At 44.2% G+C, this 26,143-nt stretch carries 24 protein-coding genes; 8 read left to right on the top strand and 16 right to left on the bottom strand.

The window, feature by feature from the left end; all coding sequences use genetic code 11:
- Positions 1–2 precede the first annotated feature (2 nt).
- From D8S93_RS10510 to malK, 8 genes are all read right to left on the bottom strand, one after another.
- A complete protein-coding gene (locus tag D8S93_RS10510) occupies positions 3–1,256 on the bottom strand; it encodes an O-antigen ligase family protein (protein WP_152813087.1) in 1,254 nt (417 codons plus the stop codon).
- The gene (locus D8S93_RS10505) at positions 1,222–2,274 is read right to left on the bottom strand and encodes a glycosyltransferase (RefSeq protein WP_152813085.1); all 1,053 of its coding nucleotides are present in this window, start codon (positions 2,272–2,274) and stop codon (positions 1,222–1,224) included. The genes D8S93_RS10510 and D8S93_RS10505 overlap by 35 nt, the downstream gene beginning before the upstream one ends.
- A 2-nt stretch (positions 2,275–2,276) precedes the next feature.
- Positions 2,277–3,086, bottom strand: coding sequence for a putative capsular polysaccharide synthesis family protein (locus D8S93_RS10500; protein WP_152813083.1), 810 nt, complete (start codon positions 3,084–3,086; stop codon positions 2,277–2,279).
- On the bottom strand, positions 3,064–5,244 hold the full coding sequence (locus D8S93_RS10495; RefSeq protein WP_152813080.1) for a GumC family protein: 2,181 nt from the start codon (positions 5,242–5,244) through the stop codon (positions 3,064–3,066). Before D8S93_RS10495 ends, D8S93_RS10500 begins: the two co-directional genes overlap by 23 nt.
- 15 nt (positions 5,245–5,259) lie before the next feature.
- On the bottom strand, positions 5,260–5,793 hold the full coding sequence (locus D8S93_RS10490; protein WP_005392485.1) for a polysaccharide biosynthesis/export family protein: 534 nt from the start codon (positions 5,791–5,793) through the stop codon (positions 5,260–5,262).
- Between the two features lie 12 nt (positions 5,794–5,805).
- On the bottom strand, positions 5,806–7,011 hold the full coding sequence (locus D8S93_RS10485; protein WP_152813078.1) for an outer membrane beta-barrel protein: 1,206 nt from the start codon (positions 7,009–7,011) through the stop codon (positions 5,806–5,808).
- Between the two features lie 10 nt (positions 7,012–7,021).
- Positions 7,022–8,422, bottom strand: a complete 1,401-nt coding sequence (locus D8S93_RS10480; RefSeq protein ID WP_005392488.1) for an undecaprenyl-phosphate glucose phosphotransferase — start codon at positions 8,420–8,422, stop codon at positions 7,022–7,024.
- Positions 8,423–8,845: 423 nt separating this feature from the next.
- The gene (malK, locus tag D8S93_RS10475) at positions 8,846–9,964 is read right to left on the bottom strand and encodes a maltose/maltodextrin ABC transporter ATP-binding protein MalK (protein ID WP_005375271.1); all 1,119 of its coding nucleotides are present in this window, start codon (positions 9,962–9,964) and stop codon (positions 8,846–8,848) included.
- 672 nt (positions 9,965–10,636) lie between these two features.
- On the opposite strand from malK, the gene malE reads away from it, so the two are divergent.
- The 3 genes from malE (at position 10,637) to malG (ending at position 14,372) form a co-directional block, all read left to right on the top strand.
- Complete coding sequence (malE, locus tag D8S93_RS10470; protein ID WP_053809629.1) at positions 10,637–11,815, top strand: maltose/maltodextrin ABC transporter substrate-binding protein MalE; 1,179 nt, start codon at positions 10,637–10,639, stop codon at positions 11,813–11,815.
- Positions 11,816–11,894: 79 nt separating this feature from the next.
- Positions 11,895–13,469: a maltose ABC transporter permease MalF gene (gene malF / locus D8S93_RS10465; protein WP_031780258.1), complete on the top strand. Its 1,575-nt coding sequence runs from the start codon at positions 11,895–11,897 to the stop codon at positions 13,467–13,469.
- Between the two features lie 12 nt (positions 13,470–13,481).
- Positions 13,482–14,372 (top strand): maltose ABC transporter permease MalG, encoded by an 891-nt coding sequence (gene malG, locus D8S93_RS10460; protein WP_005375275.1) that lies wholly within the window; start codon positions 13,482–13,484, stop codon positions 14,370–14,372.
- 362 nt (positions 14,373–14,734) lie between these two features.
- On the opposite strand, the gene D8S93_RS10455 is transcribed toward malG, so the two are convergent.
- From D8S93_RS10455 to D8S93_RS10445, 3 genes are all read right to left on the bottom strand, one after another.
- The gene (locus D8S93_RS10455; RefSeq protein WP_005375277.1) at positions 14,735–14,980 is read right to left on the bottom strand and encodes a hypothetical protein; all 246 of its coding nucleotides are present in this window, start codon (positions 14,978–14,980) and stop codon (positions 14,735–14,737) included.
- A 171-nt stretch (positions 14,981–15,151) separates the two neighbouring features.
- The gene (locus D8S93_RS10450; protein ID WP_005392490.1) at positions 15,152–15,637 is read right to left on the bottom strand and encodes an acyl-CoA thioesterase; all 486 of its coding nucleotides are present in this window, start codon (positions 15,635–15,637) and stop codon (positions 15,152–15,154) included.
- A gap of 145 nt (positions 15,638–15,782) precedes the next feature.
- Entirely contained in the window at positions 15,783–16,688 is a 906-nt protein-coding gene (locus D8S93_RS10445) for a DMT family transporter (protein ID WP_074189861.1), read from the bottom strand.
- 98 nt (positions 16,689–16,786) lie between these two features.
- Here D8S93_RS10445 and D8S93_RS10440 point away from each other — a divergent pair, with 98 nt between their 5' ends.
- The gene (locus tag D8S93_RS10440) at positions 16,787–17,575 is read left to right on the top strand and encodes an AraC family transcriptional regulator (RefSeq protein ID WP_048625321.1); all 789 of its coding nucleotides are present in this window, start codon (positions 16,787–16,789) and stop codon (positions 17,573–17,575) included.
- Here the strand turns inward: D8S93_RS10440 and D8S93_RS10435 are convergent.
- Positions 17,570–18,487 (bottom strand): M14 family metallocarboxypeptidase, encoded by a 918-nt coding sequence (locus D8S93_RS10435; protein WP_104972838.1) that lies wholly within the window; start codon positions 18,485–18,487, stop codon positions 17,570–17,572. The genes D8S93_RS10440 and D8S93_RS10435 overlap by 6 nt on opposite strands.
- Positions 18,488–18,659: 172 nt before the next feature.
- Here D8S93_RS10435 and D8S93_RS10430 point away from each other — a divergent pair, with 172 nt between their 5' ends.
- On the top strand, positions 18,660–19,565 hold the full coding sequence (locus D8S93_RS10430) for a DUF808 domain-containing protein (protein ID WP_046873771.1): 906 nt from the start codon (positions 18,660–18,662) through the stop codon (positions 19,563–19,565).
- Between the two features lie 98 nt (positions 19,566–19,663).
- Here the strand turns inward: D8S93_RS10430 and pyrC are convergent, their stop codons facing one another.
- The gene (gene pyrC, locus D8S93_RS10425; RefSeq protein ID WP_005392496.1) at positions 19,664–20,692 is read right to left on the bottom strand and encodes a dihydroorotase; all 1,029 of its coding nucleotides are present in this window, start codon (positions 20,690–20,692) and stop codon (positions 19,664–19,666) included.
- A gap of 155 nt (positions 20,693–20,847) precedes the next feature.
- A complete protein-coding gene (locus tag D8S93_RS10415; protein ID WP_005375297.1) occupies positions 20,848–21,012 on the bottom strand; it encodes a YqaE/Pmp3 family membrane protein in 165 nt (54 codons plus the stop codon).
- Between the two features lie 268 nt (positions 21,013–21,280).
- Here D8S93_RS10415 and D8S93_RS10410 point away from each other — a divergent pair, with 268 nt between their 5' ends.
- Complete coding sequence (locus tag D8S93_RS10410; RefSeq protein WP_152813076.1) at positions 21,281–23,098, top strand: hybrid-cluster NAD(P)-dependent oxidoreductase; 1,818 nt, start codon at positions 21,281–21,283, stop codon at positions 23,096–23,098.
- Positions 23,099–23,180: 82 nt separating this feature from the next.
- Here the strand turns inward: D8S93_RS10410 and nadE are convergent, their stop codons facing one another.
- Positions 23,181–24,011, bottom strand: a complete 831-nt coding sequence (gene nadE / locus D8S93_RS10405; protein WP_006742205.1) for an ammonia-dependent NAD(+) synthetase — start codon at positions 24,009–24,011, stop codon at positions 23,181–23,183.
- Between the two features lie 177 nt (positions 24,012–24,188).
- Here nadE and D8S93_RS10400 point away from each other — a divergent pair, with 177 nt between their 5' ends.
- Positions 24,189–24,722: a nicotinate-nicotinamide nucleotide adenylyltransferase gene (locus D8S93_RS10400; protein ID WP_048625315.1), complete on the top strand. Its 534-nt coding sequence runs from the start codon at positions 24,189–24,191 to the stop codon at positions 24,720–24,722.
- A gap of 14 nt (positions 24,723–24,736) precedes the next feature.
- Positions 24,737–25,219, top strand: a complete 483-nt coding sequence (locus D8S93_RS10395; RefSeq protein WP_152813074.1) for a hypothetical protein — start codon at positions 24,737–24,739, stop codon at positions 25,217–25,219.
- A 127-nt stretch (positions 25,220–25,346) separates the two neighbouring features.
- On the opposite strand, the gene D8S93_RS10390 is transcribed toward D8S93_RS10395, so the two are convergent.
- A complete protein-coding gene (locus D8S93_RS10390) occupies positions 25,347–25,955 on the bottom strand; it encodes a hypothetical protein (protein ID WP_047008435.1) in 609 nt (202 codons plus the stop codon).
- Positions 25,956–26,143 lie beyond the last annotated feature (188 nt).

Below are 26,143 nucleotides of genomic sequence, written 5' to 3'. Positions count from 1 at the left end.
GATTATTCAAATTCGTGGTGATGGTTTACCGGAAAAGTATGAGCAATGGTGTTGACCGTTGACTCGCGGCTCATGCTTATTATGACGGGTAATAAGAGTATTAAAATGATGGTGGTATTTACCGCAACGAAGAACACCATGATGAGGGCGTATATCGCGAGTAAGAGGCTTTTCCTGTTGTCATTGAGACTACGGAAGCAAAAGCGAATAAAAAGAAAATAACCACCAAATAATAGGGCGATACCGAGCAACCCGTATTCAATTGCGGTATCTAACACAAAGTTGTGGGTGTAGATCGCCAGCTCATCATAGTTAAAGTAACTGATCATAAAGTTGGGCAGCATCTTCGCGCCGACACCTAAAATAGGGTGTTGAAGTAAAATATCTAACCCATTGGCAAGTAAGAGTTTTCTATGAAGGTTCGACACCCAGCGAGCTTCACTTTGGTTGGCAAATAAGACGTCTTCTTGGGTTATTTCCAATGTGTCTGCTAACGTTTCAAACCCAACATAGAGTGTAGTTGCGACGGCAGTGAACACCATAAAGCTTAAGGCCAATAAAATGGTCCACGTATACGTTTCATTAAGCGATTTTCTCATCAGGTTTTTTACGAGCAGCTGGTCAAAGAAGAAAAGCAGACAAAAACCAAGTAGTGCTTTTCTTTCTTGCGACAACACCAGTAATACCAAAGCGACGAGCATCAAAAGGTGGAAAGCGCGAATTTTATCCCGATAAAGGTACAGTAGTGAGCAAAGTACACCGAACCCGTATTTACTTACCCCGAGTAACTTAAACCCGCTTTGATAGCCTTGAGCAAAGTGCCATAAGGCAACGAGCGTACAGATGAAAAACAGCAGATAAGTGAAATAAACCATTACCCATTCATCATCAAACACGCCATAGGCGTACATTAGGCTAAGCAAGCAGAGAATCGCCAGCCATTGCACGGTTTCTATAACTAGCGGCATTAAGGGGACGCGATTTAGCAGGCCATTTAAGAACACATACCCAGTGAACAGTACAAGGAACCCCATGCAGGGATGCATGAGTTTTTCAGCTTTTCCTTCCAATACCACTAATACAGTAAAACCAATGGACAAAAGACTTAGGATGTCTGAAGGTGCTAGTGCAACTCCTCCAGCACGAAACTTCATGGGAATAAAGAATAATGCCAGTAGGCATGCCGCAAACCATGAGGCTCGGTGGCTCGATGGCGCGGAACTATTTGTTGGCGCAAAGCTGCTGGTAGATTCCATAGTAACCTTCACGAAATTTATCGATGGTGTAGAGAGAGGCCCTATTGACTGAGTATTGACTTGCAGCGTCATACCGCTCAACACTTTCACACAGCTGGAGCACTTTCTGGCTCAGCTCATTTGAGTTACCAACCTGAAATAAATATTCGGCACGTCCGGTGATGTCATCCAAGCCGGGTACGTCCGATGATAATACGGGTAAGCCTGCTGCCATGGCCTCAACCGCCGCCAAGCCAAAGCCTTCGACGTGTGACGATTGCACGTAAATGTCCATGTCGTTTAAAAAGGCTGGAATGTCAGAAACTACGCCATGAAAGTGAACGCGTTGCGCGACGTTGATTTTTGTTGCTAATGCTTGCAGTGACGATTTTTTTTCGCCATCTCCAGCAAGATGGAGCTCGTATCGTCTCGGTAAATGGACAAGTGCTTGGATAAGCGTTTCATGATCTTTATGTTGATGAAGTCGGCCCACCATTCCAATCTTGATAACTGGTTTGTCGATTAGGTGGCTGGCGCATCTTGGCGTCATAGAAAACCTTTTTAAATCAACGCCATTGTGCACCACGTGATATTTATGTTGGTAGCGAGGCATGAACTTCACCAGTTCATCTTGTACTTTTTCACTAATACTGACCGTCAAGTCGTGGCCCCAATATAAGACGTACTCCATGAACTTAAACAGCGGATAGTCACGTCGACGGTTGTAAGAGCAGTGCTCAGTCTGGATTCGTTTTTTACCTACCGCCAATAGCGCTAGATAAATGGAAGGGTAGAGGTGCCCGTGAACGACATGCGGCCAACGCAGCAAACAGTATTTCTCACTCAATGACAAAGTGCGCCAGTTAAAACACTCTATCCCTTGGGCGGATAGCGTTGGTAAGTAATCATTTTCATCACACAAGACCAAAATTTTGATTTCGTATTCAGGCTTATGTTCTATAACAAGGTCGACTAAGAACTTCTGAGCACCGCCGTTCTGAGAAAGATCATTAATAATATGTAGAATCTTGGTTTTCATGATTAATTGGTCAGATATTGCTGTTTAAGGTCGGTGATTTCTGCATTTGAGAAAAAGTGCTTCGTCAATTTAGAATTCAGCATTTCTTCAACGTACTCGGGTGTAGGTTGAAATTGCGTTTTGAATTCTTTCATTAGTGGCGAGTACCATTTGTTGTCTGACTGATTTTCATAAACGACATCCACGGGGTAACCTAAAAAGCCTTCAACTGCGGAGTTAGCCTGCTTTAGCTTGTCGCTTCGAATGACCAACAGTGAAAAGTTATTGTTATGGTATGTCTGATAGCCTACTTCGTGATTAAAAGGTTCGTTAAACACATCAATCCCTGTTAGTTGTTTGATTTCGTTGTCAAACCACTGCAGCGCATATTGATGATTCATGTGCTTATCAAATGCCTCTTGGAGTAATTGCGGTCGTTCGGTACGTATTGCGCTGTCATCTTTTAGATATTTGTCCGCCATCCAAAACGGAAGTGCTTGAAAGAACATTGAGACATTTCGTCCGATCGGTTCACGTATCAGCGAGATAATTCGAACTTTTTTCTTGCGCTTTAACATACGGCTCATCGCTATGCGCTTGAGTCGTCGCTTTAACGCATTGATCTGAGGTTTATGCAATTGCGCTCTTACAGGGGATATCTGTTTTTGTGCATCGACAGTCATAAGATCGTGCAAGTGAATCGAGTTAGGAATGGAATGTTCTAATGCACTCGAACCTACTTTGCCCATTTGATAGATCAATACTGGTTGTTCTTGACTTTTCAACGTTTGGTACCAAGATGCGTTTGAGTTAGTAGGCGTATTTCTGGACATAAAGCGTTTCTCCTTCCTTAGTCTTGGCTTGTGTGATTAAGACGCCAAGAGATGGAACTGAGTGTTGTATTTGTTTAGATAACGCAAGGTTAACCAGTGATGATTTTGTCGACTCTGAGCGAATGACGGTAATCAGACCATTGGCATACTGACCAAGAATCAGTGCATCACTCACTGACAGTAGGGGCGGTGTATCGATAATGATCCGGTCATACTTATTTTGAAAATGTTCGAGCAACTTTTTAAAGCGATCAGAAGCTAGCAGTTCCTGTGGGTTTGGCGGAATTAGGCCTGCCGGTAATACATCTAAGTTGGCTTCTTTTATATGTGTAACACAATCTTTGATTGGCGTATCCATAGTCAGGATATGCGTTAAGCCTGGGCTTGATTCAGCAATGCCAAACCGTTTTGCGATGGAAGGTCGGCGCAAATCGCAGTCGATGATCAATACCTTTTCCATTTTTGAAAACGACACCGCCATATTGATACTGGTCGATGTTTTTCCTTCTTCTGGAATGGCAGAAGTAAAGGGCAATATCTTTTGCTTAGTGTTGGTTAGTCTGAGCAGAAGCGAGGTTCTGACGGAGCGACAAGCTTCACTAAATAGCTTTTCTTCATCATCTAAATACGCGGTATAACTGACGCCGTTTTTACGCAAATTGCGTTTTTTGACCATCGGAATCACGCCTAAACACGTAACACCAAGTTTTTCCTGCACATCGGCTGTGCTTCGGATAACTTCTCGCAGAGTTTCTAAGATGATGACCAGCGCACAAGCAATGGCAAAGCCAAAAAATGTGGCAATCAGTACCAGTTTGATTCGTTGCGGTGCTACCGGAAATAGAGGGATGATGGCTTTGTCAGTAAAACGTGCAGTGACATTTTTGTAGTCGCTGGTGGCGTTGGTCTCTTTCTCACGATTTAAGAACGCTTCATAGAGTGCCTTATTGGATTCAACCTCGCGTTTTAACTGTTCGTAACGCGCTTTTTGTGACCCTAACGATTGGAAATCGGCCTTTTTGTTATCGAGTTCTGCTCGAAGCATGTCCTCTTGCGCCTTTGCAGCAAGAAGGTCTTGTTGCTTACTGAAGGAAATGTCACGAATGAGTTGCTGGGTTCTAGATTGAATTTCAACAAGCTGCGCTTTCGCCTGAATCATTCGGTCATGCTTGGGGCCGTAGCGCTGTGCCAGCTCAGAGAGATTTTTGGCTGCCTGGGCTTCCGATAATTTGAGGTCGCGGATCTGCGCTTGATTAGCGAATTCATCAATTGACAGCAAGCTGTCTAAACTTTGTGAAGATTTACGTCTTAACAGTTGGATTAACGTCTGCGCTTCAATGCGCTTATTAACAGCGATATTTAGCTTGCGAGTGAGTTCTTCTAGCTCATTGGCGTAAATTTCATCAATACCGTTTATATCGATCAACCCTTCTTTTAACAAGAACTCTTGCAGCGCTTGCTCAGAGTTACGTAATCGCTCCTCCAATTTTTGTGAGTTATTTGTCAACCAAGTGGCCGCATTTTGTGTAACGACCAATTTGGCTTCAAAATTTGCGTCAATGTAGGCTTGGCCGACCGCGTTAGCGATTGTCGTTGCAAGCTTAGGATCGGTAGAACGAAAGCGAATTCTGACTAATTGGGTGTTACGTACTGGCTCAATATCGAGTTTACTTCTGAAAGCTTGAAGCGCTTGATAATAGGACTCTGAAAACTGGGCAGTTTCTTTTGGGCTTGGTGCCACATTCAGTAGGTCTTGAACAAAAGGGATCGACTTTATTTGGTCGATCTTTTGATTTAATCCACCTGAGCGTGTGAACTCCGGTAGTTGAGTTAGGTTCAGCTCTCTAATGACCTTATCTGCGATATGATTCGATTTTAAAATAGCGATTTGCGTTTGAAAGTACTCTTTTTTTGTCGTGTCGACGCCATATACTTCCTCGATTGAAAGGGCGCTTTTTTGCTCTTCTTGGATGAGTAGCGTTGCTGTAGCTTGGTATATCGAGGCTTTGGAGTAGATATACCAAGTACAAGTTAATGAAAACAGAAGCGTGAAAGCTGCGATGCTTAGCCAATTCTTTTTAATCGCTTTAAAGTGATGACCAAAACGAATCAGTTCTACTTTGTTCATCTGGAGATTATTTGGATGAGTCCCGTTCATTTGATTCCCTGTCACTTAAAAGAAGCTCTGGTCGATAAATACAATGTCACCAGGCTCAACGTTGCGGTGCATACTGACACCCTCTATCGTTTGACCCGTTTTATGTTTGGTGAGGTTAATGCCTTTGCGTGAGGCTCGGTCGGTCAAGCCACCAGCTAAAGCGATGGCCTTTTCGATAGTTAATCCTGGTCGATATTCAAATCCACCTGGTTTCCTGACTTCGCCATTGACATAAAACAGACGAAAGTTATTGATAGTGACCATCACTTTTGGGTTGATGAGATAATCGCCTTTTAAACCCGTTTCTATTTCGTACTTGAGTTGTTTCGGTGTTTTTTTGATTGCTTTGATTCGGCCAAGGTAGGGGTAATCAAAATAGCCATCTGACGTTATTAGAATATTTTTAATCGTAAGATCTTCTTCACCGTAGACCTGCACGGAAATGGTATCGCCCGTGTCGAGTAAGTAATCTTCCTCGTTTGAGTCAGCGTTGACCAAAGTGCTAAATAGCAACAACGCTACACTCATGAATGTGATGAATGCCTTCATTAATAATCCTTTTTACAGAGAAAACTGTGCGCTTAAAGTCCAAATGTTCTGTTCGAAGCTATAACCTGGTCGGTTAGAGGTTTTATCTTGGTATTGCCAGTCGGCTTGCAGCTGTACCCAGCGTTTAATTTGATAATCGATACCAAAAGATAGGGTGTAGCGATCGTCGTTTCTGGTGATCCCCGTATAGTCATCTTGTTGATAAATAGCACCTAAGCGAGTTGCAAGGTAACTATTCCAATCGTGCTTGAGGTTCAGTCGATAACGAGTTTGTAGGTTGTAATCGCCATCTTGATCTGGGTTAACTGCCGCTTGAGTGGTTTTCACGCTGACTAGAGTTTGTTCTTGAGGCAGCCATTCAAAGCCGATATCCCAACTGAAGCCTTTAAATGTATCTCGTTGAGCGCTGTCAAAATCTTTGATTTGATAACCGAGTCGAGCGATGCCTTTGGTTTTTCCTGTTACTTCCCATTCGGCACCGGTGTAATAGAAACTGGTGTTATTATCTTTGGAAGGCTGCGCAGAATTTTGGTGCTGATAGTCGGTTACTATTTGTTTTGTACCAACCAACCAATAGGTTCTTGGCGTCGCCCTTAAATAGAATTCCAAGTGTGCATTGGGAGCTCGAAAATCGTTGTATTTAGTTTTAGCGTTTGGGCGCCCAGGTAATCCGTCACGGTAGTTTTGATAGGTTTTATCACTGTAGCCTAAACCGAATTCGAGTCTGCCTTTTGCACCGTTAGAGCCAAAGACATAATTGGTTTTGATATCGTTACGGTTGAACTCAATTGGTGAGTCTATTGCGCTACCATTACCTTCGGTAATGTCTTCCCCTCTAATTTCATGCTGGGCGCGAAAACGATAATCAACCACTAAACGATGACGATGATTGAACTCAAAAAAGTTGGAAAACTGAAAGGTATGATCGTCGAAGTCGTTGCGGTCATCGGATGAAAAACCTGCTTTCAACTTGTACAAAATATCTGCGCGATAGCGATTCCTTTCTATACGTGCTAATAAGCTTGGCTCTATACCCCAAATATTGACCGATTCTACATTGCCGGATTCCTCCGCTTTGTTGATGTTGTCATCGCCCTCGTAGAAAGTTCTTACGAGGGGAATAAACTCAATGCCAGACTCGGTTTGGTAAGCCATCGGTTCTGCGAGTAAGCCAGTTGAAAACAGACTCAATGCTATTGCCATTGTCAGTTTCTTCATAATCTCAACCTTAGTAAGCGTTAGCACCAGTGAACCCTTTGAAAACGGTCATGAAGATGATTTTGATGTCCATCCAAACCGACCAGTGGTGGATGTAATCCAAATCAAACTCGACTCTCTTTTCCATTTTTTCTAAGGTGTCTGTTTCGCCGCGATAGCCATTAATTTGCGCCCAGCCAGTAATGCCCGGTTTTACTTTGTGACGTAGCATGTAGCGGTCAACAATCTGGCGATACTCTTCATTGTGCGCCACGGCGTGAGGGCGTGGACCAACAATAGACATGGTCCCTTGCAGTACATTGATAAATTGAGGCAGTTCGTCCAAAGAGGTGCGACGCAGAAAACCACCAAAAGGCGTAATGCGTGGGTCGTTCTTTGTCGCCTGTTTCACGTGAGGGCCTTGATCCATGGTTGTCATTGAACGGAATTTCCAGACTTCAATCTTGCGTCCATCGAGGCCGTAACGATGCTGTTTAAAAATGACCGGACCTTTAGAGGTCAGCTTAATGCCAATCGCAATGGTGAGCAGGACTGGAGAGATCAAGGCTAAAATAATGCTCGAAAACAAGATGTCTTCAAACCGTTTTACCCAGGAAGAAATTCCAGCAAATGGCGTATCAAATACGCTGAGCGTTTGAACTTGGCCGATTTGCGCCCAACGAGAATGCAAAAGGTTATAGGTAAAGAAGTCGGGAATCAGATACGTATTTGCGGTGGTGTCTGAGAATTGGTTAAGAAGCGATGCAATACGTTCTTTTGCGTGCATTGGCATTGCGATATAGACGTAATCCACTTCCCCTTTCTTGGCTCGCTCAAGAGCGTGGTCAACTGCCCCTTTAATAGGGTAAGCAGAATTTGGCAATCTGTCGGAAGAACGCTCATCGTAAAAGCCATCAAAAAGTACACCGTGTTCAGTGTGGTTTTGAATTTCGTTAGCAAGGGTAATGCCGTGAGGAGTTTGGCCGATGATGATCGCAGTACGAGTGTTGAATCCTTTTTTTCTTAAATAGGCTAATCCGGTACGGAATGTCACTCGCCATGCCAAAAGTAGAGCGGGCGTAATCGCAAACCACAATGCCAGAATAGTGTTATCAAATAAGTCATAGACTTCCGAAAAATACAGAACAATAAAGATAAGCGCGGAAGTTACTGCCCAGGCCACACAGACAATAATCATCTGCTCTTTAAACGAACTGGTTCGCCAAGAGCGGTACAGGTTGCCGCTTTCTGCCATAAATAGAAAGGAGATGCCTCCAACAAAAGCCAGTATGACGTAATCTTTCCCCATCGCAGTATTCATGTCTTTGAACACTAAAAGCAGCATAAAAGAGACGATGACAGCAAGATCTGAGATGCGATATAAAAAAGCGAACTCCATCTCGTGAGAGCGGATAAGTCCTTTTTGTTTCATGACTCAGTTTCCCTTCTTACACGCTACCGCCCTTGGGTGTCTCCCCCAATTGCCGTGTCGTGAGCGTTATTAGTAGTTGGTGAACAGAGCATTCTGTTGAATGCTTCTGAGTTTTTTGTCACGTGTAATTTCGTTGATAAGTGTAAAAATTTGCGTTGTTGAGGTAAGTGGAAATAAGAATGAAATTTAGACCTTTGGCTAAGTTTGGCGGGTTAGGAAAAAGCTGGTACTTACTCATGAGGGATGAGGAAAAGTATTAAAAATGAAGTATCAGTACAAAGACAATGGTTTATGTAAAGGTAGAAGAAACGGGTGATCTTATTCGTTAACGATTAATGATTTAGTATCGAATTACTTATATTTATTAGGATAAAAAAATCCCTCTCAAGTGAGAGGGATTTATTGTGAATCAGGACGAATGAATTATTCGACTTCTACGCCGTTTTCTTTGTATAGGCGGCGGCATGCACGACCATCACTGTGGAACAGGTGACAACGGTGTGCTGGAATACCAATCTCGATTTTATCGCCGGTATCGACTGCGAGCGTGTCAGGCTGACGGAAAATAACGTCCGCGTCCGCACCTTCTAGGTTTAGGTATACTTGAGTTTCGTTACCTAGCTTCTCAACAATCATCACTTCACCGTGAATGCTTGCATCAGCTTCAGAAGCGGATAATAGGTGCTCAGGGCGAATGCCTAAAGACATGCGGTCGCCACGGTTAACCGTCGTGCCATCCACTGGAATCCAGAAAGATACGCCATTAGATAGTTGAACTTTGACGCGCTCTGCTTCTACTTCATCAATGAATACGCTCATGAAGTTCATTTTCGGAGAACCGATAAAGCCTGCTACAAAGCGGTTTTGTGGGTAATGGTAAAGCTCAAGCGGCTTACCAACTTGCGATACATAACCGCCGTCTAGTACAACGATTTTATCTGCCATTGTCATTGCTTCTACCTGATCGTGCGTTACGTAGATCATGGTACAACCAAGTTGACGTTGTAGCTTAGTGATTTGCGCACGCATGTTTACACGCAGTGCGGCATCCAAGTTTGATAGTGGTTCATCCAGAAGGAATACATTAGGTTGCGATACCAGTGTTCGACCGATAGCCACACGTTGACGCTGACCACCTGAAAGCGCTTTTGGTTGGCGTTCAAGTAAGTGACCCAGTTGTAGAATTTCTGCAGCCTGTTCAACACGTTTGTCGATTTCTGCTTTGTCTGCTTTTGCTAATTTTAAGCCAAATGACATGTTGTCATATAAGTTAAGGTGTGGGTAAAGAGCGTAAGACTGGAATACCATACCAACACCACGTTTGGATGGTTCGACGTCATTCATGCGCTGGTCACCAATATACAAATCACCTGAAGTAATGTCTTCAAGACCGGCAATACAACGTAAAAGGGTAGATTTACCACAACCTGATGGACCTACGAAAACAACAAATTCACCTTCGTTGATTGTTAGGTCTACGTTCTTAGAAATCAGTACGTCGCCATACGCTTTACAAACATTTTTTAACGTGACACTCGCCATGTAGCTCGTCCTCGATCAATTTTTTATTATTCACCGCTCATCATTATATGAATTATCTAGCGAGCAGTAACAGTAGGAATCGGTAAGTTATTGCGGTTGGTAAGAAAAGTAGGGTAGCACTTCAATAAAATGTCCTGAATAGAAGTGCTACCCATCATAGCCAAGTACGAGTTTCTCTCCCCCACATTATTCGTGTTGTCTCCCCCGTGAAATAATTACCACAAACAACACCAATAATGACATTCCACTCGTCTGGCAATGCAAAACCAGCAAATCTTTTTCCTAATACGTAGGCACTGCTGGGAAAGGGTTCTTACCATCCACTCTTGGATGACTGAAGTTTGTAAGATTGTGCGAGGTGCGACATCCTCCTAATAGAAATAATTGTAGGGGGAGTAGGTAGGGAGGAGTAAAAAAGGAGGAGGAATAAAGCAGTTGGTCGGAAATCACATTATTGCACCACCTAAAGTTGAAACCGATCACAGGAAGTATCCGTTTTGTGATTTGAGTCTCTTACCCTTGGCGATTTAGATCACGAAAATACGTCATAATTGTAAGGGCGTAGGGATTAGGAGGATGAGACATATTGGATTATTTCAGATGATATATGTCGAAATACGGCTGAACCTCAATGGACTAGCCCTACATCAAAAATATAAAAAGGATACGAACATGAAAAAGTTAAGCGCTGTAGCACTAGGTACTCTTGTTGCTTTGGGTTCTTTTGGTGCTAATGCTGCCATCGAAGAAGGACAACTTACTATCTGGATCAACGGCGACAAAGGCTACAATGGCCTTGCTGAAGTTGGTAAAAAATTCGAAGAAGACACTGGCATTAAAGTGACAGTGGCTCACCCAGATGGCCTTCAAGACAAATTCCCTCAAACTGCAGCGACTGGTGACGGTCCTGACATCGTATTCTGGGCTCACGACCGTTTCGGTGGTTACGCAGAAGCTGGCCTGCTAGCAGAAATTAAACCTTCTAAGAACATTCAAGAAGGTATTGTTGATTTCGCTTGGGATGCTGTACGTTACGACGGCAAATTGATCGGCTACCCAGTTGCGGTTGAGTCTCTATCTCTAATCTACAACAAAGACCTAGTTCCAAACCCACCGAAGTCTTGGGAAGAAGTTGCAGCGCTAGATGCAAAACTTAAAAAAGACGGCAAGTCTGCAATCATGTGGAACCTAAAAGAACCGTACTTCACTTGGCCACTAATGGCTGCTGATGGCGGCTACGCGTTCAAATACACTTCTGAAGGTTACGATATTAAAGACGCTGGTATCGCGAAAGAAGGCGTTAAAGACGCAATGAGCTTCGTAAAAGGCTTGGTAGACAAAGGCGTGATCTCTGCAGATATGGACTACTCAGTATCTGAGTCTGCATTCAACCAAGGTAAGACAGCGATGACGATCAACGGTCCATGGTCTTGGGGCAACATCGAGAAGTCTGGCGTTAACTACGGCGTGACTACGCTACCTAAGTTCCAAGGTCAATCTTCTAAGCCATTCGTTGGTGTTCTAACGGCTGGTATCAGCACTGCGTCTCCAAACAAAGACCTAGCGGTTGAGTTCATTGAGAACTACCTACTAACAAACGACGGCCTACGTATGGTTAACAACGATAAGCCTCTAGGTGCGGTAGCGCTTAACTCGTTCCAACGTGAACTAGATTCAGATACTCGTATCGCTGCGACTATGGATAACGCGATGAACGGCGAAATTATGCCAAACATTCCTCAAATGAACGCATTCTGGGGCGCGGCTAAGAACGCAATCATCAACGTAGTTGATGGTCGTCAAACTGTCGATGCAGCATTGGCAGACGCAGAAAAACAAATGACTAAATAATTAAGTAAGACCTTTTTAAGGAGGGGGCAACTCCTCCTTACTTTTCTATATTTATTCTATATTCGCTAGCAGGTTCCCTATGCAGTCAGTTCAAGGTACAAATGCTATGACAGCACCAGAAGCCAGCCTTCCGAGCAGCAAAAAAGTGTTCATGAAATGGTCACTTTTAGGCACAGTCGGCATTATCAATGGCTACGCAACAATCCTTATGTATTCACGCGGTGAGATTGCGTTTGCACTACTTACGATCATTCTTACCGCTTTAGCGTTGTTCATCTTTGGTAGTAAAAAGACGTACGCACACCGTTACATCTACCCTGGTATCGCAGGGATGATCCTTTTCATTCTTTTCCCTCTGGCGTACACCATAGGTTTGGCGTTTACCAACTACAGCGCGAAAAACCAACTCTCTTTTGATCGTGCGCAGAGCGTACTTTTGGACAGAACTTATCAAAGTGGTGATAGCTACCCGTTCACTTTATATAAAACGGATCAAGGACATCAGCTTGTGGTTGAAAAAGATGGTGAGCTACTTGCTACGCCCACTTTTCAACTAGATAGCCTTTCAGCATCGGATCTTGACCTGTCGCCAATTGAAGAAGCTACGGGCGAGAAAGAATCAATCAAGACGATTGTTAAGAGCCGTAATACGTTGAGCAGTGTTGATTTGCATCTGCCGAGCGGTGAAGACATCCGCATGAGCGGGTTACGTAAGTTTGCGGCAGTTGTGCCTTTGTACACGCTGCAAGAAGACGGCGAAACGCTTTACAACAATCGTACTGAAGAGACGTTACGTCCAAATATGGAAGTAGGTTACTACCAACCTGTCGATGAAAACGGTCAGTTTGTTGGTAGCACAGTGTCTCCTGGCTTTGTGGTGAACATTGGCACCCACAACTTTGAGCGTGTGTGGAAAGATGATGGCATCAAAGAGCCGTTTATCAGTATCTTTATCTGGACGATTGTGTTCTCGGCACTCACCGTACTATTTACGCTTGTAATTGGTCTTGTTCTAGCAAGTGTTGTTCAGTGGGAAGCATTAAAAGGCCGTTCGGTTTACCGACTCTTACTGATTCTGCCTTATGCGGTACCGGCGTTTATTTCTATCTTGATCTTTAAAGGTTTGTTTAACCAAAGCTTTGGTGAGATCAACATGCTTCTGGAAGGTTTGTTCGGTATTAGCCCAGCTTGGTTCTCAGACCCATTCATGGCGAAAACCATGATTCTGATTGTGAACACGTGGCTTGGTTTCCCTTACATGATGATTCTATGTATGGGTCTACTCAAAGCGATTCCTGATGATTTATATGAAGCGTCAGCAATTGATGGTGCGAACTTTATTACTAACTTTACTCGTATCACGCTACCAATGATGTTGAAGCCGTTAACACCACTGTTGATTGCGAGCTTTGCCTTCAACTTCAACAACTTCGTGCTTATCCAGTTGTTGACTGGCGGTGGTCCAAACATGATTGGTACGTCAGAACCTGCGGGTTACACAGACCTATTGGTAAGTTACACCTACCGAATCGCATTCGAAGGTGCGGGCGGTCAAGACTTCGGTCTAGCAAGTGCAGTAGCAACACTTATCTTCCTATTGGTTGGCGCATTGGCACTTATCAACCTACGCGTAACTAAAGTAGCTCAGGACTAAGGAGAGATTACAATGGCAATGGTACAAGGTAAGTCATTAAAGTATCGTGTTTGGGCTACTCATATTGCGATGTGGGCATTCTTGGCACTGATTATTTTCCCTTTACTGATGATCATCGCGATTTCATTCCGTGAAGGTAACTTTGCAACGGGTAGTCTGATCCCAGACAACCCAACGCTTGATCACTGGAAATTGGCATTAGGTTTCTCGGTGACTAACCCAGACGGTACAGTTACACCGCCACCATTCCCAGTCATGACATGGCTGTGGAACTCAGTAAAAGTGGGTGGTATTTCTGCAATCCTAATCGTGGCGCTATCAACCACATCAGCTTATGCGTTTGCTCGTATGAAGTTCAAAGGTAAGAACACTATCCTAAAAGCGATGATGATCTTCCAAATGTTCCCTGCGGTATTGGCATTGGTTGCTCTATACGCGTTGTTCGACAAATTGGGTCAGTACATTCCTTTCCTTGGTTTGAACACGCACGGCGGCCTGATCTTCGCTTATTTAGGTGGTATCGCCCTGCACGTTTGGACGATTAAAGGCTACTTCGAAAGTATTGACTCTTCGTTAGAAGAAGCGGCGGCACTGGATGGTGCGACACCATGGCAAGCATTCCGTTTGGTATTGCTTCCATTGTCTGTGCCAATCCTAGCGGTAGTATTCATCTTGTCGTTCATCATGGTAATTGGTGAAGTTCCTGTAGCATCACTACTACTTTCTGATGTAGACTCGTACACACTTGCAGTGGGTATGCAGCAATACCTATATCCACAAAACTACTTGTGGGGTGACTTTGCTGCAGCTGCTGTACTTTCAGCAGTGCCAATCACTGCCGTATTCTTACTTGCTCAACGCTGGTTGGTTGGTGGTCTAACCGCTGGTGGTGTGAAAGGATAATCTCTTGTGGTCTGAGATTGATAAGAATAACTAGAAAAGGGCGACCACATGGTCGCCCTTATACGTAGCACGGATATTACAATTTTGGTTTGGCCGCCGATCAGTAATATCTTGGCTTTTATTGGCGTTACGCATAGCTGGCTGTTAGCTTAGTTCCTTACGATTCAATCACTAACAGTTTTTGTAACCATAACCTGAGTTTTGACTCAGGTTTTTTTATACCTGTTAAATACAGTTGTTCAATAAGCAGGTAAAGATTAGCGGCTTTGCAATGGATTACACAGGGCTAGGAGAATGCCCTGCGTAGCACTTCACATAAATAACCTGAGTTCAGGTATCAGTAAAATTGAGGTAGGTAAGGATTAAAACTCTCGACTGGAGGGTGCACATCCAACGTATTGAAGCAGCGTGTATAAGCTTTCTTGCTGTAGTGCGACGCGACGAAATAAATTTGCAAAGGTGACATCACCGCCAAAGCAGGTTTGAATGTAATGGTTAATTTCTGTTTCGTTATACCCCTCGACGTACATGGTTCTTACCCACTGGTACTCGACCGCTTTTAAATTGGTCAACGTCTCTTCACTTAAGGTCGTTTCTTTTAGTCTCAAGATCCAAACTCTATCCAACTCCAAAATAGTGGATGGATTTAAGCAAAGCTAGGTGAAGGATTTATGACAGAGGAGGCCGAGTGTGAAGCAAATGGCAAAACCATGATGTTGCTCCACACTCTGGATATAAGTAACGTTGAGGTAGTCAATAGCGTTCTTAACGGATGTAGGTTACTTGAGATACTTTACGTGCGCTTCCATCTCTTCCCCGATTTCTTTGCGCATGTTCATAAGGCGGATAGCGGATTGTTCCAAGGCTTTATCTTCATCAGATTCTGGAACCCATTTCGGCACGTCGGTTGGTTTCCCGTTCTCATCTACAGCAACCATAATAACGATACAGTGGGTGGTGAGTCTGTTTTTCATTTGCTTTGGGTCACTGGCTTGCACGTCAATCGCGATGTGCATTGAGCTTCGTCCGGTATAAATGACTTTCGCGCTAACTTCGACTAAGTTGCCGACATGAATCGGCGCAACAAAACGAATACCACCTGCGTATGCAGTAATGCAATATTTGCCACTCCACGCTGCAGAGCAGGCGTAGGCTGCTAAGTCAATCCATTTCATTACGGCGCCGCCGTGCACTTTTCCGCCGAAATTGACGTCACTGGGTTCTGCTAAAAAGCGAAGGGTAATGTCTCTTTGACCACTGCTCATCTGTCTTTCCTTGATGGGTTATTGTTTTCCCAATTTAGCAGCAAGATGAATTTTCGGGAATAGCGAATGAAACAAAATATTAACTTTTATTCGAACGATGAAAACAAAAAGCCACAGCGTAGTTCTGTGGCTTGGGGAGCTGGGATTAATTGGCGGTGGAGGCAATCTCAGAATTGGGCAGTGGCTTTCTGTGTCGTATTTTTATTTGCGACAGGATAACGCCAGAGATGACTAACAGCCCACCAATAATGTGGTAAGCGTAAATTTTCTCACCAATCAACGTTGAAGCAAGTACGACAGAAACCACAGGCATTAAGTTCATGAACATGGCACTTGAATCAGCGCCAATTGAATCAATCGCTTTCACCCACATTAACGGCGCAAAAATGGAAGCCGCAATGCCAGCATAGGCGATTAATGGTAGCGCGTCTTGGCTTGGTAACAGTTGCTCACTAGAGAGCCAAAGTGGTGTAAGCATCACAACCGAGAAGAAGCCTTGCATGTAAACCAGAGTCAAACTACTGAAAGGCATCTTCCAGCGTTTTAGCAGCACGCAATAAGCCGCGTATACCATGGCTGCAATCAGCATAAGGCTATCACCTTGGGTCATGTCTTGATGTAAAAAGTAGGTGATATCACCATGACCAAGCATAAACGCCAAGCCGCCGAGCGAAATCACACCACCGACGATACTTAACATTGATACAGACTTGCCTAACAGAGGAACACTTAAAAACACACTGATCAAAGGAACCAAAGAGGTAATCAGTGCCATGTTGGAAGCCGTTGTCGTTAAACCAGCGTAGTAGCCAAGTGATTGGTTGAGCACCATGCCAAGTAACGCAAGAAATGCCAGCTTAGTTAAGTAAGGTCGAATAATGTGTCGTTGTTTGATGATCGCAGGCAGACAAAATGGAGTTAGAAGTACCATTGCGACAAACCAACGATAGAAACTCATCGCACTTGGTTCAATGGCGCTTGCTGCCATCTTATTCACAATTGAGTTACCACCCCAAATCATAACGGTGAAAAACGGAAGTAAATAAATCATGAGAACCCTATAGCACAATTATTGATGGCGCTAGTCTGGCAGGTCTTTATAATAAAAAGTATCTCTTAAAAGACATCGTAAGCGATAGGAAGACAATTTTGAAAAAGAGCGCCAGAAATCTTCATCCCTCATTATCAATCGACCGCGCACCATCGGATGTATTTATGAATTTTGAAGCCTTTCTCTCTAATACAGAAACGCGAATTCATAGCCATCCTTGGGGGCAAGTGCAGCTGATCAGCGGTGGGATCCTAGAGATGGATGCAGAAGATACAAGATTTCTAGCGCCTCCGCATCTTGCAATTTGGGTTCCTGCTGGTATCCGTCATACTAGTTACAACCGTAAACCTATCGAATATTGTTCTTTGAACATTGCCCCTGAATTGACGGCGCACTTTCCTACCAAAACGAGTCTGATCAAAGTGACTCCAATCGTGTCGTCCATTATTGAGGACTTTCGTCAACGAGATATTAACGTGGCGCAAAGTGATGAAGACAAGCGCTTGGTACAGGTGTTATTGGACCAGCTCGCAAAGCAAGAAGTGGAACACCACTTTTTACCAACGACCGATAACAAGTATCTTGAACCGATTTTAAAAGCAGTAGAAGAATCGCCGACGGATGAGATCAGTTTGGCAGAATGGGCAGAAAAAGTGCATACCACTGAACGCACGTTAGCGAGACACTGCCAGAGTGAGTTGGGCATGAGCTTTACTGAGTGGCGTTTACGTGTACGCTATTTGCATTCTATGGAGTTGCTGCGTAAAGGGCAGACCGTGAAAGAAGTCGCGCTAACGTTAGGTTATAACCAAGCCAGCCCTTTTATCGCGATGTTCAAGAAATACTCCGGCATGACACCGGAGCAATATAAGAACCGCTTATTATAACTGAGCCAGAACGTAATTCAGACCACCGACCACGGCTGCAACTTGCGCATCGTTGCACTCTTCGTCGGTCACCGTTGGGCTGTCTGGGTACACTTCCGTTGTCGTGCCGTAAACGCAATTTGTTACGCCGCCACACAGACCCAGCTTCACCATTGGGTAGTTGATAACGCCAAACTGTACGACTGGTGAACCAATGATTTCGCCATTTTCATCTGCAGGTGCAATGTGAGTCACTTTCGCAACCGATTCAATCACCGCTTTTTGAAACTCGGGTTGAGGGTTTTCACTATCTCCAACTGTGTAAAAACCGTCTGGGATCATGCCCTCGATGTACTCAATGCCATCACGAGCGGCAAGCGCAGGACGGAACTCTGTTTCATCGGAGTCTGTCGTCTCGTGCAAATCAATGTGCATTAATACATCGCCTAATGTCGCAACGAGCTTCATGAGGTTGGCAGATTCTTCGGCAGGGCTATCCTTATAGAAAGAGCGGTTTGGATCAATCGCGTTTGGATTCCAGCGGTTGATCACCTCGTAACCCCAAGGGCTCACGCAAGGTGCAACGACAATATTGAAATGCTCTGCGTAGCGCTCTGCTTCTGTTTCTACAAACTTTAAAGCGCCATGTACACCGCTGGTTTCATAACCGTGCACGCCGCCTGTGACCAAAACAACAGGCTTCGTTGAATCCCAGTTGCGAGTTTTGATACAAAACAGAGGGAAACGTGCCTCGTTGTATGAGAGCGCACCGTATTGTTCAACATCAAAACGCTCGCGTAGGGCATCGATTTTACTGACGACTTCATCTTGGTAGCTACGTTTTACTTCTTGCGTTGCTAACCAAGCTTTACGTTCTTCTTCGCTCCAAGGTTGGCCAGGGGTTCCGATTGGGTAAATGTATCCACTTTTCATCTATACTTTTTCTTTTGACTGCTGAAAGGTACCACAAGACTAGACCTGTCTTATCTTAACGGCAATATAAAACACCATTTGGCATAGTATTCTTTGCAAAATCATCACTTTGATGAGTGATTTATTGGTGTTACATTTTGTTACTTACTCAATTTCATATAAGAGAAAAAAAATGGCTGGAGCAAGTTTACTCACACTGTTGGATGATATTGCCACGGTACTCGACGATGTCGCCTTAATGTCGAAAATGGCGGCAAAGAAAACCGCAGGTGTGTTGGGTGATGACCTAGCGTTAAACGCTCAACAAGTGTCTGGTGTTGCATCTGAGCGAGAAATTCCAGTGGTTTGGGCGGTTGCGAAAGGCTCGTTCAAAAACAAATTGATTTTAGTTCCTTCAGCATTGCTAATTAGCGCGATTATTCCATGGCTTATCATGCCACTATTGCTAATTGGCGGCTTGTTTCTCTGCTTTGAAGGGGCAGAAAAGGTGCTTGAGAAAGTATTCCCTCACTCCCATCCGCACGAAGAAAAAGAAGAGTTAGTTAATACTGGCGAGTCGATAGAAGAGTATGAAAAACGCAAAGTTGCTGGTGCGATTCGAACGGACTTTATTCTTTCAGCGGAAATCATTGTGATTGCGTTGGGTACCGTGACTGGGGCGAGCCTTGTGACGCAAATCTTAGTGGTGAGCTTAATTGCAGTCATCATGACCATTGGTGTTTATGGCTTAGTAGCAGGCATCGTGAAATTGGATGACTTGGGCTTCTACCTTGAAATTCGCTCAAAAGGTAAGGGCTGGATGGCGAAAGTCGGCAGTGCTTTAGTTGCTTTTGCACCAAAGCTGATGAAGTTGTTAACGATTGTGGGAACTGCCGCGATGTTTTTAGTCGGTGGGGGGATTGTAGTGCACAACGTGCCTGCCATTCATCACTTTGTAGAGCCGATTATTATGAACTTTAGTGGTCATTCGGTTGCCACAGCGATTCTGCCTATTTTGCTTAACGGCATTATCGGCTTTGTGGCGGGGTTGATTGTGGTTGCTGTGTGGACTGCTGTAGAAAAAATTCGCGGCCACTAGTAATCACAGCCCAAAGCAAGACAAGAACAACAAGGGTCATGACTTCTTTTCACAGAAAGGCATGACCCTCTTTTATGGATGGAACATCAGTAAAGTGGTTACTTCACTTTCCACTCAATTTGTTCATTTGCTCGAATAGGCACAACGATATCATTGCCAAATGGCATCGTTTCCGGCACATCCCAAGCGGATTTTTCTAACGTTACCGTATCTGTGTTGCGCGCAATGCCGTAAAAATCAGGACCATTGAAGCTTGAAAACGCTTCCAAGTTTTCCAGCTTGCCTTCATTCTCGAATACTTCTGCATAAAGCTCTAGCGCTGCGTGTGCAGTGTAAGAACCAGCACAACCGCAAGCGGACTCTTTTGCCCCTTTCGCATGTGGCGCAGAGTCGGTACCTAGGAAGAACTTCTTGCTACCACTGGTTGCAGCTTCGATCAGCGCTTGCTGGTGGGTGCTGCGCTTAAGAATTGGCAAACAGTAGAAATGAGGCTTAATACCACCCACAAGCATATGGTTACGGTTGAAAAGAAGATGGTGAGCAGTGATGGTAGCAGCTACGTTATCTGAGGCGTTATTAACGAAGTTTGCTGCGTCGGCGGTAGTGATGTGTTCTAGAACGATTTTAAGATTAGGGAAGTCATTGACGATAGGAGCGAGGACAGTATCAAGGAATTCTTTCTCTCGGTCGAAGATATCAACATCGTGATGTGTTACTTCGCCATGAACCAAAAGTAACATTCCGACTTCTTCCATCGCTTCGAGAACGTGGTAAATGTTCTTCGCATTGGTCACACCGGAATCTGAGTTTGTGGTAGCTCCAGCAGGATAAAGCTTGGCAGCAACAATGTTTCCGGTGGCTTTAGCCTTACGTATTTCATCTGGTGTGGTGTTGTCTGTGAGGTAAAGCGCCATCAAAGGTTCAAACTGTTCGCCATGTTGCTCTTTTAGAATTCGGTCACGGTAGGCTAGGGCGAGCTCAGTTGTAGTAACTGGTGGGACGGTATTTGGCATGATCAGCGCACGGCCATTGTAGCGGCTGATGTCGCGAACGGTGTCTTTAAGAACTTCCCCATCGCGTAAGTGAACGTGCCAGTCGTCAGGACGAGTGATTGTCAGTGTTGTCATTAATTGCTCCCACCATTGAAAAGTTGTCTGATTGGAGCCCAAGCGCCGTATTTGCTTTTGAGCAAACGCTTGCGCTTAGGCGACAGGATGATAGAGGAATTGCCCTCACATTTCATCCCATTTTTCACTTTTCTACAGAGTGAGAGTGTAAGTGATTACTTCATTGTTAACCAAAGCGCGTGGATCGTACCCGGCAGAAAGAAGAAACACGTCAATATTAGGTTAATCAAAAAGTCTTTATTTAGACCTTTCTCCATAAACACCGCGACAGGCGGAAGAAAGATACATAACAAAATCAGAACCAGTTTTCTTGTATCCATAATTAAGCTCCAAATCAATAAATGGGGGCAGTGATAACTCAGATGAATTATGTGTGTCGTATCACACTTTATCAAACGGTATTTGGTCAGAACGATGTTAAAAAACGCGAATGTTGAGTGTAGTAAATACTTGTCGCTCAAACCAAATTTATAAGAATAGCATTCAGAAAAAATTGAGTTGGATGAAGCGGCAATAGACTCTGCACCTTAATGTGATTTGGGTATACAATACTGCAACAAATAAAAAACACCCTGTAGGAAGAAGGCTATGTCGCAACCCATTTTGTCCCAAATTAATGTTTTTCCGGTTAAGTCAGTTGGCGGATTATCGCTGTCGTCAGTATGGGTTGAGAAGCAAGGATTGAGCTTCGATCGTCGTTTTATGATTGCGAAAGCTGATGGCGCTATGATTACCGCGAGAAAGTATCCGCAAATGGTAACCATTAAGTCCGCCTTATTATCCGATGGGGTTGTGTTTAGCAGTTTGGGGATGGAGCCGCTTAAAATCCGTTATCAAGACTTTAAAATGCAGGAAACGCCAGCAACAGTTTGGAAAGACACCTTTACTGCATATACCACCACAGATGATGCAGATGATTGGTTTAGTCGTGTATTGGGTCAACGTGTTGAGTTGTTGTTTAGTGGTGAGCAATCGAATCGTGTTCGCGAAAAGCTAGGACAAAACGTTAGCTTTGCCGATGGTTATCCGGTGTTAGTGATTAGCCAGGCTTCCCTTGATGAACTGAACCGAAGAAGCTCTGAGCAACACTCTATGGATCAGTTCCGTACTAACTTAGTGGTCTCAGATACCAAGCCGTTTGAAGAAGATTCATGGAAGCGCATACGAATCGGTGAGGTAGAGTTTGAGTCTCTCAAACCTTGCGAGCGCTGTATCCTCACTACGGTTAATACCCAAAGAGGCACGTTCCGAGAGAGCAAAGAGCCGCTCAAAACCTTACAACAGTTCCGTGCAAACGATGTCGGTGGTGTGTTCTTCGGGCAAAATCTTGTCGCGCGGAATGAAGGCATTATTCGTCAAGGCGATAAAGTTGAGGTGCTGGAATACAAAAAGCCGGAGTTTTACGCGGATAACTCGCCAGTGCGCATGACGTTAACATGTGTTGAGCGTGAAGAAATCGCCCAAGACTTCGTGACCTTATGGTTAGAACCAAACAAAGGTTCTTTGCCTAATTACTTGCCAGGACAACACCTGCCAATAGAGGTGAATATTGACGGTAAGAAAGTTGGGCGACGCTATACGCTATCATCCAGTCCGTCTCGTCCGGGTCGTTATGCTATTTCTGTAAAGCGTATCGCGGGCGGAAGAGTCTCTAATTCACTCTTAGACAACTTACAAGTTGGTGATGTTTTAGAGGCAGAACAACCTGACGGTCAGTTCCACCTTAAAACGCATGAAGCGCAGCCTCTGCTGTTACTCTCTGCGGGTAGCGGAGTAACACCAATGTTATCAATGGTGCGTTACTTAGCGGATCACAATCAGTTGGATAACGTAGTTTTCTACCATCAATGTCGCACCGAGAATGATATTCCTTGTCGCTCAGAGTTGGAGCAGTTAAAGCGTGAGCACCCAGGGCTAGAAGTAAAAGTCTGTTTAACGCAACCTGCTGTTGATTGGTTTGGTTTGAAAGGGCGTTTAAGTTTGTCACACATTAAGCAAATCAAAGATGTTGAACAGCGCCAAGTGTTTGTGTGTGGTCCTGATGGTTTTATGGAGAAAGCGAAAAATCTCCTACTAAGAAAAGGGCTGCCAGAAGAAAACTACCATCAAGAAGCGTTTGGCGTATCTTCAGTCACTTCAAGACCAGAGAAGAGCATAGCGATCGATTTTAATGGGACGAAAGTTGTAGGGAATAATCAGAAAACGTTGTTAGGTCAGCTTGAAGACGCAGGGAAGGTTGTTAGCAATAGCTGTCGTGCTGGCTTATGCGGCGCGTGTAAGGTTCAGCTTACGTCGGGTCAAGTACATCATCCGGACGTGCCTGCGTTGACAGATGAGGAACGTGCGATGGGAACCGTATTGGCGTGTTGTGCTGTTCCAGAGACGGACGTGACGGTAACAAACTAAGCGAGAAGGCTCCCCGGTTCTCAATAAAAACGCTGCTAACTTTAGCAGCGTTTTGAGTTTAAAAGTGAACGGAAAATATCGCTTAGTCGTAAATCGTTGGGATTGGCTGACGTTTGTGCTGCGTTGCTTTGTAAATCGCTACCAGACGATCACTCACTTGCTGTGGAACGGGTTTGCCTTCTAAGAAGTCATCGATCTGTTCATAAGTTAAGTTCAGAGCATCTTCATCTGCTTTTTGCGGCTCTAGTTCTTCTAGATCTGCCGTTGGTACTTTCTTAACAAGTAGCTCTGGTGCGCCTAATGTTGCAGCCAACTCGCGGACTTGACGCTTGCTTAAACCAAATAGAGGGGCAAGGTCGCACGCGCCGTCACCAAACTTAGTGTAAAAACCAGTGATGTTCTCTGCTGAGTGGTCTGTTCCCAATACTAAGCCGCCAACGTAACCAGCGATTTCATATTGTGCAATCATACGAGCTCGCGCTTTTACGTTACCTTTTACGAAATCAATTTTGTCGGCTTCAGTCGGAAGCAGGCCCGTCCCTTGCAACGCGGTATCAGTCGCCGCATGCAAACCGTCAACACCATCTTTAATGTTCACAGACACAGAGTGTGTTGGCTTGATGAAAGAGAGTGCCAGTTGCGCTTCATCTTCATCTTTTTGCTCACCGTAAGGCAGACGTACTGCGATAAACTGATATTTGTCAGTACCAGATTCCGCATTCAATTGTTCTACTGCAAGCTGGGCAAGGCGACCTAACGTGGTTGAGTCAACACCGCCACTAATGCCAAGCACGAGTGACTTACAACCTGCTTCTTGTAGCTTACGCTTAATAAAAGCAATACGGCGTTCAATTTCAAAATGCGGATCAATTGAAGGGAGTACACGCATTTCATCACGGATGGATTGTTCCATTTAGGGTTCCTTTTCCTGCAAATATTTCAGACACCAAAGCCCGCTTGCTCAAATGGTGATAAACCATGCAATTGAGACTGATAAACACGACTTTAGGGTCAAAAGCTGTAAAGATTAGTAGTATCATACCGAAATCATCAGATTAGAAAACTCTCTTCAACCAGGTAATCACCGGATATGAAAAAAATCGCCATTTTTGGTAGTGCATTTAACCCACCTAGTTTAGGGCATAAAAGTGTTATTGAGTCATTGAGCCACTTTGACCTTGTGCTACTTGAACCTAGCATTGCACACGCTTGGGGCAAGAATATGCTCGATTACCCAACTCGGTGCAAAATGGTTGATGCATTCATCAAAGATATGGGGCTTTCTAATGTTCGGCGTTCTGATGCAGAGCAAGCTTTGTACCAACCCGGACAAAGTGTGACAACCTATGCGTTGTTAGAAAAAATTCAAGAAATCTACCCAACAGCCGATATAACTTTTGTCATAGGTCCTGATAATTTCTTCAAATTTGCTAAATTTAGTAGAGCAGAAGAGATTATGGAACGTTGGACTGTTATGGCGTGCCCTGAAAAAGTAAAAGTCAGAAGCACGGATATACGTAACGCATTGGTTACGGGGGAAGACATAAACGCCTACACAACCCCGTCAGTCTGTGAGTTGTTGCTTAACGAAGGCTTATACAAAGAAACATTATCTGGGAACTGAGAGGTCAGATTTTCATGGTCAGATTAGCCGTATTTAGTGCATGTGCGCTGCTTGTGGTCACACAAGCTCATTCTGCGTGTAATTATTTTTCTGATCGTTCTGTTGTGTTTGAAGATAACACCCTTCCTATCTGTGAAGAAATTTTAGATTCCATTGGCGTATTAAGTACGGATGCGTTGATTTGGTATGCTGCGGAAGCGAAATTCGAAGGGCCAACAGAAAACTATTGGGAAGAGTGGGCGATTAAGCCGGAAGACACACCACTCCTAACCCAAAGTCTAGAAAAGAATTATTTTGGGCTTGGTTTTTGGATGCCGGAAGAGCTCCGAGACGAAGAGAGCAAAATGGACACAGAAGAGTGGCTCCGTAGTCATGGCCTGATGTTCAGCGTGGGTTTTGGTGATAAATCCGACGGACAGCCAAGAATGCGATTTGATTATCGTTGGCACGAATATTACGACGCTGACTGGATGATGCAGATTGAAGTTCCCTTCTAGTCACCTTGAGCGTACATAAAAAGGGCGTACATCATCCATGTACGCCCTTTTTATTTTTATTTGAGTCTCTATTCTCTGCGCTCATCACTCTGCGTAATACTGAAAAGATGGCTCGTTAGAGTGCGACTTATAGCGCTTCTCCAAAGACCAAAAAGCAAAGTTGCTCATATTCTTCTGTGTTACCCGCAAAAAGCGTATCGACAATCTGCTCTTCTTTCTTTCCCGACAGCTTCATTTTTCTTGCTTCACGGAGTGTGAGTACCAAGCACAGCTCTTTAGATATGTCCATGTCACAACCAGGCGTCCACTGATTGATGGTTTTTGTTAACGTTGAGTGCGCTAGTTTAGGAGAGAGAGTCAATACTTCATGTCTTACTACCGTCAGCAGATCGGTTTGCAGATCTGAGCGCTCGGCTGTTGTTGCTAGTTTCTCGACGAGGGCTTTTAGCAGCGGTGAAGGTTTCACAAAACCTGCTTGTTGTGAGAAGTCATCATTTAAACGCACAGAAAAATCACAACGATATACACGAGAATTAGGTAAAAAGGTGAGGGAGCTCAAACATCCTTGAGGAATCCAAAAATATTGGCCTGGTTCAATGGCATACTCCTGCTTACCCAATTTAATGACGGCTAACCCTTCGACGACAGACAGCAGACTGTGCTTCAGTGCTTTTTTGCGCGCAGCTACTTCAAGAAAGGGGTATTTAGCGTCGTGAAATTCAATTGCGTAGTTCATTATGAGTACCAGTGTTTTTTGGCGCTAAGGGTAACGTTAAACCTATACGATTCCAACCAGCTGAGAGAATTTTTTAGCATGAGAAATTGTAGCCTAACTGGTATGACCATGTTAAAAGTATGGGTTGAAATGCTGCTTGTCAGCAAAACTATGCGTAAAATGTGCCAGCTTTTTTTGATATGTAATGA

Origin of the sequence: Vibrio sp. VGrn 2 (assembly GCF_009361695.1) — a bacterium.
Lineage (GTDB): Bacteria > Pseudomonadota > Gammaproteobacteria > Enterobacterales > Vibrionaceae > Vibrio > Vibrio diabolicus.
This window is presented reverse-complemented; position numbering and strand designations above follow the sequence as displayed.

What these genes read in the sequence shown, in the direction of transcription:
- D8S93_RS10410 (WP_152813076.1), top strand. Translation starts at nt 21,281, where the DNA reads ATGTCGCAACCCATTTTGTCCCAAATTAATGTTTTTCCGGTTAAGTCA.
- D8S93_RS10505 (WP_152813085.1), bottom strand. Translation starts at nt 2,274, where the DNA reads ATGAAAACCAAGATTCTACATATTATTAATGATCTTTCTCAGAACGGC.
- D8S93_RS10395 (WP_152813074.1), top strand. Translation starts at nt 24,737, where the DNA reads ATGGTCAGATTAGCCGTATTTAGTGCATGTGCGCTGCTTGTGGTCACA.
- D8S93_RS10430 (WP_046873771.1), top strand. Translation starts at nt 18,660, where the DNA reads ATGGCTGGAGCAAGTTTACTCACACTGTTGGATGATATTGCCACGGTA.
- D8S93_RS10510 (WP_152813087.1), bottom strand. Translation starts at nt 1,256, where the DNA reads ATGGAATCTACCAGCAGCTTTGCGCCAACAAATAGTTCCGCGCCATCG.
- D8S93_RS10450 (WP_005392490.1), bottom strand. Translation starts at nt 15,637, where the DNA reads ATGAGCAGTGGTCAAAGAGACATTACCCTTCGCTTTTTAGCAGAACCC.
- D8S93_RS10445 (WP_074189861.1), bottom strand. Translation starts at nt 16,688, where the DNA reads ATGATTTATTTACTTCCGTTTTTCACCGTTATGATTTGGGGTGGTAAC.
- D8S93_RS10415 (WP_005375297.1), bottom strand. Translation starts at nt 21,012, where the DNA reads ATGGATACAAGAAAACTGGTTCTGATTTTGTTATGTATCTTTCTTCCG.
- malF (WP_031780258.1), top strand. Translation starts at nt 11,895, where the DNA reads ATGCAGTCAGTTCAAGGTACAAATGCTATGACAGCACCAGAAGCCAGC.
- D8S93_RS10390 (WP_047008435.1), bottom strand. Translation starts at nt 25,955, where the DNA reads ATGAACTACGCAATTGAATTTCACGACGCTAAATACCCCTTTCTTGAA.
- D8S93_RS10495 (WP_152813080.1), bottom strand. Translation starts at nt 5,244, where the DNA reads ATGAACGGGACTCATCCAAATAATCTCCAGATGAACAAAGTAGAACTG.
- D8S93_RS10500 (WP_152813083.1), bottom strand. Translation starts at nt 3,086, where the DNA reads ATGTCCAGAAATACGCCTACTAACTCAAACGCATCTTGGTACCAAACG.
- malG (WP_005375275.1), top strand. Translation starts at nt 13,482, where the DNA reads ATGGCAATGGTACAAGGTAAGTCATTAAAGTATCGTGTTTGGGCTACT.
- D8S93_RS10435 (WP_104972838.1), bottom strand. Translation starts at nt 18,487, where the DNA reads ATGAAAAGTGGATACATTTACCCAATCGGAACCCCTGGCCAACCTTGG.
- pyrC (WP_005392496.1), bottom strand. Translation starts at nt 20,692, where the DNA reads ATGACAACACTGACAATCACTCGTCCTGACGACTGGCACGTTCACTTA.
- D8S93_RS10480 (WP_005392488.1), bottom strand. Translation starts at nt 8,422, where the DNA reads ATGAAACAAAAAGGACTTATCCGCTCTCACGAGATGGAGTTCGCTTTT.
- D8S93_RS10490 (WP_005392485.1), bottom strand. Translation starts at nt 5,793, where the DNA reads ATGAAGGCATTCATCACATTCATGAGTGTAGCGTTGTTGCTATTTAGC.
- D8S93_RS10400 (WP_048625315.1), top strand. Translation starts at nt 24,189, where the DNA reads ATGAAAAAAATCGCCATTTTTGGTAGTGCATTTAACCCACCTAGTTTA.
- malK (WP_005375271.1), bottom strand. Translation starts at nt 9,964, where the DNA reads ATGGCGAGTGTCACGTTAAAAAATGTTTGTAAAGCGTATGGCGACGTA.
- nadE (WP_006742205.1), bottom strand. Translation starts at nt 24,011, where the DNA reads ATGGAACAATCCATCCGTGATGAAATGCGTGTACTCCCTTCAATTGAT.
- D8S93_RS10485 (WP_152813078.1), bottom strand. Translation starts at nt 7,011, where the DNA reads ATGAAGAAACTGACAATGGCAATAGCATTGAGTCTGTTTTCAACTGGC.
- malE (WP_053809629.1), top strand. Translation starts at nt 10,637, where the DNA reads ATGAAAAAGTTAAGCGCTGTAGCACTAGGTACTCTTGTTGCTTTGGGT.